Origin of the sequence: Corallococcus sp. CA049B, from assembly GCF_003611685.1 — a bacterium.
GTDB classification, from domain to species: Bacteria; Myxococcota; Myxococcia; order Myxococcales; family Myxococcaceae; genus Corallococcus; species Corallococcus coralloides.
The window spans coordinates 63,791-70,629 of the sequence record NZ_RAWC01000007.1 but is presented as its reverse complement, the minus strand read 5'-3'; the positions used below and the strand labels follow the sequence as shown (position 1 = coordinate 70,629).

The following is a 6,839-nucleotide window of genomic DNA, read 5'->3' as shown; positions in this document are numbered from 1 at the left end:
CTGAATGGTTCGCGGACATCGGCCTCTCCGCACGACCGCCTCGAACAACTGCTGGAGATAATGGGCCCATGACCTCTTCCGACAAGACCGCCGCTCAGCGCCGTCCGAACATCGCGGACAGCCATGACCTGATCCGCGTCCAGGGCGCTCGCGAGAACAACCTGAAGGACGTCAGCGTGGAGCTGCCCAAGCGGCGGCTCACCGTCTTCACCGGCGTCTCCGGCTCCGGCAAGTCGTCGCTCGTCTTCGGCACCATCGCCGCGGAGTCGCAGCGGTTGATCAACGAAACCTACAGCGCGTTCGTCCAGGGCTTCATGCCCACGCTGGGCCGGCCCGAGGTCGACGTCCTGGAAGGACTGACCACCGCCATCATCGTCGACCAGGAGCGCATGGGCGCGAACTCCCGCTCCACGGTCGGCACGGCGACGGACGCCAACGCGATGCTGCGCGTGCTGTTCAGCCGCCTGGGCAAGCCGCACATCGGTTCATCCAACGCCTTCTCCTTCAACGTCCCGTCGGTCCGCGCCACCGGCGAGATGACCGTCGAGAAGGGCGAGGGCAGCAAGACCGAGAAGAAGGTCTTCAACGTCACCGGCGGCATGTGTCCGAAGTGCGAGGGCATGGGGCAGGTCAGCGACATCGACCTGACCCAGCTGTACGACGACAGCAAGTCGCTCAACGAGGGCGCCCTCACCATCCCTGGCTACAACGTGGACGGCTGGCTCGTGCGCATCTTCGGGGCCTCCGGCTTCATCGACCCGGACAAGCCGATCCGCAAGTACACCAAGCAGGAGCTTCACGACTTCCTCTACAAGGAACAGACCAAGGTGAAGGTCGACAAGATGAACCTCACCTACGAGGGGCTCATCCTGCGGATCCAGAAGTCGTTCCTGTCCAAGGACGTGGACGCCATGCAGCCGCACATCCGCGCGTTCGTGGAGCGTGCGGTCACGTTCACCGCCTGCCCCGAATGCAAGGGCACCCGGCTCAGCGCGGCCGCCCGTTCTTCCAAGATCAAGGGCATCAACATCGCCGACGCCTGCGCGATGCAGATCAGCGACCTGGCCGAGTGGGTGCGCAAGTTGGACGCGCCGTCCGTCGCGCCGCTGCTGGCGTCGCTGCGGCACACGCTCGAATCGTTCGTGGAGATCGGCCTGGGCTACCTCAGCCTCGACAGGCCCGCCGGCACGCTGTCCGGCGGCGAGGCGCAGCGCACCAAGATGATCCGCCACCTCGGGTCCTCGCTCACCGACGTGACCTACGTCTTCGACGAGCCGACCGTCGGTCTGCACCCGCACGACATCCAGCGGATGAACGAGCTGCTGCTGCGGCTGCGCGACAAGGGCAACACCGTGCTCGTGGTCGAGCACAAGCCGGAGATGATCGCGATCGCCGACCACGTCGTCGACCTGGGCCCCGGGGCCGGCACCGCCGGTGGCGAGGTGGTCTTCGAAGGCACCGTCGCGGCCCTGCGCTCGAGCAACACGCTCACCGGGCGCCACCTGAGCGACCGGGTCGCCCTGAAGTCGTCCGTGCGCAAGCCGTCGGGCGTCTTGAAGGTGCGCGGCGCCAACACGCACAACCTGAAGAAGGTCGACGTCGACATTCCGCTCGGCGTGCTCGTGGTGGTGACGGGCGTGGCCGGGTCGGGCAAGAGCTCGCTCATCCATGGCTCGGTGGGAAACCGGGACGGGGTGGTGTCCATCGACCAGGCTCCGATTCGTGGCTCGCGGCGGAGCAACCCGGCGACGTACACCGACCTGCTGGAGCCGATCCGCAAGGCGTTCGCCAAGGCCAACGGCGTGAAGCCCGCCCTGTTCAGCGCCAACTCGGAGGGCGCCTGCCCGACCTGCAACGGCGCCGGCGTCATCTACACCGACCTGGCGATGATGGCCGGCGTCACCACGGTCTGCGAGGACTGCGAGGGCCGGCGGTTCCAGGCGTCGGTGCTGGAGTACAAGCTGGGCGGGCTCAACATCGCCCAGGTGCTCGACCTGCCCGTGAAGGACGCGGTCGCCTTCTTTGGCTCAGGCAAGGCGCAGACGCCGGCCGCGTCCGCCATCCTCCAGCGCATGGCCGACGTGGGACTCAGCTACCTCCGGCTCGGCCAGCCGCTCACCACGCTGTCGGGTGGCGAGCGGCAGCGGCTCAAGCTCGCGACGCACATGGGGGACGAAGGCGGCGTCTACGTGCTCGATGAGCCCACCACCGGTCTGCACCTGGCCGACCTCGAGCAGCTGCTCGGGCTGTTGGACCGGCTGGTCGACTCCGGGAAGTCCGTCATCGTGATCGAGCACAACCAGGCGGTGATGGCGCACGCGGACTGGATCATCGACCTGGGGCCGGGCGCGGGCCACGACGGCGGACGCATCGTGTTCGAAGGAACCCCGGCCGACCTGGTGGCGGCGAAGTCGACGCTGACCGGCAAGCACCTGGCGGAGTTCGTCGGCGGCCCTCGCAAGGCCGCCCGGTAGCCGCGACGGAGTGGTAGCCTCTCCCCGGCAGTCGTCCCGACACCGGGGAGAAACATGGCCATCACGATGTCACCGCAGGAGTACGCCACGGCGTTCCGCATTCTCGCGGCGTCCGCAAGGCATCCGACGAACATCCACCAGATCGTCACGGAGCGGCTGTTCCCGGGTCTCCCCGAGCACCCCACCCTGCTGGATGTCGGAGCGGGGGCGGGCAAGGTCGCGGAGCGGCTCGCTCCGCACTTCGACTCGCTCACCCTGCTCGAACCCCACCCCGAGCAGAGCTCCGGCTTCCATCATGCGAAGGCGACCGTCATCCCCGTCTCCCTGGAGCGGTACACCTCCAATGACAGATATGACCTGGTCGTCTGCTCACACGTGCTGTATCACGTCCCTGTCTCGGAATGGGGCGGCTTCATTGACAGACTGCTCGGCTTCGCGCGGCCCGGCGGGAGCTGTCTGATTGTGATGGCCGCGGCCCGGGGGCCGACCCATGCGATGTGCCGGGAGTTCTCCGACACCCTGCACTTCAGCGAGGAGGTCGTCGCCGAAGTGCAGCGGAAGCACCTGCCCCACGAGACCATCGCGACGATGAGCGGGTTCGCCGCGCAGACCTTCGAGGAGATGTACACGCTCTGCCGCTTCCTCGTGCTGGAGGGGTGTTACACGGCCGCGCAGCTGGCGGCCCTGAACCCGGACGAAGCGGGGAGGCTCGATGCGCGAATCCGTGCACATGCCGAGCGCTGCCAGCAGCCTGACGGAACGTACCAGCTGGAACAGGATGAGGATGTGATCCTCATCCGCCGGTAGCCGTACCGCCAGGCCCTGCCGCGCCAGGGATTGGGCGAAGGGAAGAAACACCACTTCGCCCCCCCCGCATGGACAGTGTCTGGAGGGAACCCGGGCGACGGGGCACCTCCCGCGTATCCTGGCGCGATGAACGCCCTTGCCCTGCTCGCCCTGGTGGTCCCAGCCGCGTCGACTGACGACGGCTCGCCGCAACCCTGGTTCACGGTGGGCCCCCTGCTGAGCGTGAGCCGCCGCCAGCAGGACACCGCCTGGGGCGTGGGCCTGGAGTCCACGCTCAACGTGGCGATGCACAACAACCGCACGCGCACCTTCAAGTCGGGCGCCGTGGGCGTCTTCGGGCAGGGGCAGTGGATGGACGGCGACCACGCGCGGCTGTGTGGTGGAGTCCAGGGCACCTTCCTGATCTTCGGGCTGGAGACCGGCGTGGCCCACGAGACGGGGACGGCGGCCCACCGGCCCACGACGTCGCTCCACCTGGCGCCCTTCCTCGGCTTCGTCTACGGCTCCGTGGGCGTCCGCTTCAGCCTCCCCTTCCAGGACGGGCGGGACCTGTCAGGCCGCCTCCCGTATGGCCGGGAGATAGGCCTCACGCTGACCCTCAAGAAGCCTTTCTCCCCCATGCTCTGATGTCCGTGGGGGGAGTCAGGCGTTCGTCGCGCAGAGCAGCGTCTGTCAACGGATGGGCCTGGGCACGAAGTTGGATTTCGGCTCGCGGTTCGCGGGGAAGACGGTCCAGCTGCGGTTCCGCTTCGGCTCTCCCTCCCTGATTGCTTCAGGCATGCGGAACCCGGGGCCTCATCCCGTATGCTCCGCGCCCCATGTCCCTGAACCTGAACGCCCGAAGCGCGCTCGCCGCGGCCTCGCTCCTGCTGACGCCCCCGGCGCTGGCACAGGCACCGCAGGATGGCGCGCCGCCCGCGGAAGCGGCCCCGCCCGCGCAGGCCCAGCCCGTCATCACCCGGCCTCCGGAGCTGCTGCAGCAGGTGGAGGCACCCTATCCTCCCGAAGCGCTCGCGGAAGGGCTCACCGCCTCCGTGCGCCTCATCATCACCATCGCCGCGGACGGCTCCGTGTCGGACGTGCTGCCCACGGAGCCCGCGGGCCATGGCTTCGACGAGGCGGCCATGGCGGCGGTGCGCCAGTTCCGCTTCTCGCCCGCGGAGGTGGACGGTGTGCCCGCGCCCGTGCAGGTGGAATACATCTACCACTTCACCCTCAACGCCCCTCCGGAGGAGGCCCCCGGACCGGAGCAGGCCCCGGTGGCGCGGAAGGCCACGCTCAAGGGCCAGCTGATTTCGCGCGGCAGCCGCTCGCGCGTGGCCGGCGCCACCGTGCGCTGCGGTGACGACCCGGAGGCGCCCGAGGCCCTCTCCGACGAGGACGGCCGCTTCAGCCTGGAGGTGCCCCCAGGCGAGTGCGCGGTGCGCGTGGTGGCGTCCGGCTACCAGCTCTACCAGACGAAGGAGCAGCTCCAGGAGGACGAGACGACGGAGGTGAACTTCTTCCTCGCCCCCACTGGCGGCGCGCTGGAGACCGTCGTGCGCTCCGACCGGCCGAAGAAGGAGGTCGTGCGCCGGACCATCACGCGCCAGGAGGCGCAGCGGACGCCGGGCACCTTCGGCGACCCCATCCGCGTCATCCAGACCCTGCCGGGCGTGGCGCGTGCGCCCTTCATCTCCGGCCAGCTGCTGGTGCGCGGCTCCAACCCCGGACAGACGGCGACGATGATGGACGGGGTCGGCATCCCCCTCCTCTTCCACCTGCTCGGCGGGCCCTCGGTGGTGAACGCCGAGTTCATCGATCAGCTCGACTTCTTCCCGGGCGGCTACGGCAGCCAGTACGGCCGCGCGGTGGGCGGCATCGTGGAGGTCGGCACGCGCAAGGGCGCCGCCGACACGTTCCACGGCTCGGTGAAGGTGGACCTGCTGGACGCGGGCTTCTTCCTGGAAGCGCCCGTGACGGACGGCATCAGCGTGGCCGCCGCCGCGCGGCGCTCGTACATCGATACAATCCTCCCCGCCGTCCTCCCCAAGAGCGAGGGCAGCACCCTGTCCGTGGTCCCCAAATACTGGGACTACCAGCTGCGCGTGGACTTCGGCGCGAAGCGGGGAGCCCGCTCGGAGGAGGAGGCCCAGGCCCTGGCGGGCGGCGCGCGCAGCACCGGCTACGTCATGGCCTTCGGCAGTGACGACCAGCTGCGCCTGGTGACCGGAGGCCCGGAGACCGAGCGCGACCTGACGGTGGACACGCACACCCTCTTCCACCGCATCAAGGGCGACTGGACGTACCGCAAGGGCGCGCTCACGTCCGTCTTCACGCCGTACGTGGGCTACGACGGCACCAGCTTCAGCTTCGGCGCCGCGAAGCAGGACGGCGTGGGCTACACGGTGGGCGCGCGCGAGGTGCTGGGCCTGGAGCTGTCCTCCAACCTCACCGTGCGCACCGGCCTGGACCTCGTTTACGAGCACCAGTCCTTCGACGTGGAGTTCCCCGCCCCGGAGAACTTCGAGTACGTGGCCTTCCCCGGCGCCGGGTCCGTAGGCGAGCTGCTGGTGGAGCACATCGGCCTGGGCTCCTTCGACGGCGCGCTCTTCGTGGAGGCGGACCTGAAGGTGGGGAAGTTCATCTTCACCCCCGGCGTGCGCGCCAACTACCAGCGCGCGGGCGACGCCCGGAACGTGGCGTTGGATCCCCGCCTGTGGGTGGCCTTCAATGCCACCGAGCGCACCCAGCTCAAGGGCTCGCTCGGCCTCTACAGCCAGCCGGGTGAGACGTTCCGCTTCATTCCCCTGCCGTACGGCAATCCGGACCTCGCCTACCAGCGCGCGTTCCAGAGCAGCCTCGGCGTGGAGCACCGGCTGACCGACGTGTTCAACGTCGACGTGACGGGCTTCTTCAACCGCCGCTTCAGCAACATCGTGTCGCCCGGGCAGCTCATCTCCCTCCCGGGCGGAAGCGTGTTCCAGGTGCCGTACTCCAACGACGGCATCGGCCGCGCCCTGGGCGTGGAGGTGATGGTGAAGAAGCAGCGCGCGTCCGCGACGGACAAGTGGTCCGGCTGGTTGTCCTATACCTTCAGCAAGTCGCTGGACGGGCGCGCGGGCCCCATCCCCGAAGGCAGTGGGGGCTTCGGTCCCACCGGCGACGATACGGCGTATGGCCTCAGCCCCTTCGACCAGACGCACATCCTCACGCTGGTGAGCACCTACGTGCTGGGCAACGGCTGGGAGCTGGGCGGGCGCTTCCGCTACACCACCGGCCGCCCCACGACGCCGCTCAACCACACGTTCGACCAGTACCAGGTGGACAGAAACCGCTTCACCGGCATGTACGGTCCCTATGCCTCGGCGCGCATGGGAGGGTTCCATCAGCTCGACGTGCGGCTGGACAAGAGCTGGCAATTCCAGAGCTGGACGCTGGGGGCCTACATCGACGTGCAGAACCTCTACAACGCGGAGAACGTCGAGTTCACCTTCAACGACTACCGGCAGCGCCGGGAGTACGAGGTGCCCGGCATCCCCATCCTCCCCGTGGTGGGCGTGAAAGGAAGCTTCTGAC

Annotated in this window: 4 protein-coding genes; all 4 read left to right on the top strand. The window is 68.7% G+C overall.

Annotation, left to right across the window (positions count from 1 at the left end; genetic code table 11):
- Positions 1–68 precede the first annotated feature (68 nt).
- Positions 69–2,474, top strand: coding sequence for an excinuclease ABC subunit UvrA (locus D7W82_RS02760; protein ID WP_120616836.1), 2,406 nt, complete (start codon positions 69–71; stop codon positions 2,472–2,474).
- 54 nt (positions 2,475–2,528) lie between these two features.
- Positions 2,529–3,281 (top strand): bifunctional 2-polyprenyl-6-hydroxyphenol methylase/3-demethylubiquinol 3-O-methyltransferase UbiG, encoded by a 753-nt coding sequence (locus D7W82_RS02755; RefSeq protein WP_120616835.1) that lies wholly within the window; start codon positions 2,529–2,531, stop codon positions 3,279–3,281.
- A 126-nt stretch (positions 3,282–3,407) separates the two neighbouring features.
- On the top strand, positions 3,408–3,908 hold the full coding sequence (locus tag D7W82_RS02750; protein ID WP_120616834.1) for a hypothetical protein: 501 nt from the start codon (positions 3,408–3,410) through the stop codon (positions 3,906–3,908).
- A 191-nt stretch (positions 3,909–4,099) separates the two neighbouring features.
- Positions 4,100–6,838 carry a TonB family protein gene (locus tag D7W82_RS02745; protein ID WP_120616833.1) on the top strand — a complete coding sequence of 913 codons (2,739 nt, stop codon included), beginning with the start codon at positions 4,100–4,102 and terminating at the stop codon, positions 6,836–6,838.
- The last annotated feature ends 1 nt before the right edge of the window (position 6,839 follow it).